Raw genomic sequence first — 907 nt, 5'->3', positions numbered from 1 at the left:
CTCTTGATTATATAGTTTCATATCTCATCAGAACTGCACCTGACGAAAAGAATTTAGGCTCTTCCCCGTTTAAGATTGGGAAACCAACGGCGCAAAAAAAATGAGGGCTGAACGGTTCGCACCCGCTCAACCCTCTGTCTCAACCCTTGATGCAACCAAGGACCGAAACTTGCTTACGTTATACCCGAACGGTTGTTCCTTAGGGAAGGCCGGAATGAATAAAGCACCCTCAAAACGTGGCTCTTGTGGCGGCTGGTCTCCGGCTGTTGCTCGTCGAAATATGCGTTTCCTCTGGTCTGTCGAAAACGACAAACTTGACGGCGTAGGGTTCTCTTTGACCTTCACCGTTCAGACATGCCCTGAGACTGCTAAGGACTGGTCTCGGCTGGTTGATCGTCTTTCTGTTGCTCTCATGAGAGGAACGAAGGTTTCCCCTTCGGCCATGCGCTTGCACTGGGTTACTGAGTGGCAAAAGCGCGGCGTTCCTCACCTGCATGGGGCCGTGTATTTCGCTCAGGAAGCCGTAGAGGCTGCTGGCGGGCCTTCTGCTATGGAACATAGGCTTGTAGCCGTCTGGACGCATCTGGCGGCCTCCTACGGGTCTCAGAAGTGGTCTCAGACGGTCAAGCACATCTATGACGCTCTGGGCTGGTCTCAGTATGTGGCGAAGCACGCGGCGCGTGGCGCTCGGCATATTCAGCGTTCCTCCCATTGTCTGCCGTCTGGCTGGCAGGGGCAGACTGGCCGCATGTGGGGCAAGTCGGGCGTCTGGCCGGTCGCTGAGGCTCTCAAGTTTGAGTTCGGCAATATGGCGGCGTATGCGGCTTTCCGGCGTCTGATGCGGTCGTATTCCAAGGCTCAAGCGCGTGTTGAGATGAACACCGCGCGCTCTGCGCTCGTCCAGGCA

1 protein-coding gene is annotated in these 907 nt (G+C 55.9%); it reads left to right on the top strand.

Translation table 11 applies throughout. The annotated features are described in order from the left end of the window. Nucleotides 1–100: 100 nt before the first annotated feature. Nucleotides 101–907: rolling circle replication-associated protein (locus AD928_RS15400; protein ID WP_457851275.1), on the top strand; the 807-nt coding region annotated here is incomplete at its 3' end.

The sequence above is a fragment of the Acetobacter cerevisiae genome (assembly GCF_001580535.1).
Classification (GTDB): domain Bacteria; phylum Pseudomonadota; class Alphaproteobacteria; order Acetobacterales; family Acetobacteraceae; genus Acetobacter; species Acetobacter cerevisiae.
This window is presented reverse-complemented; position numbering and strand designations above follow the sequence as displayed.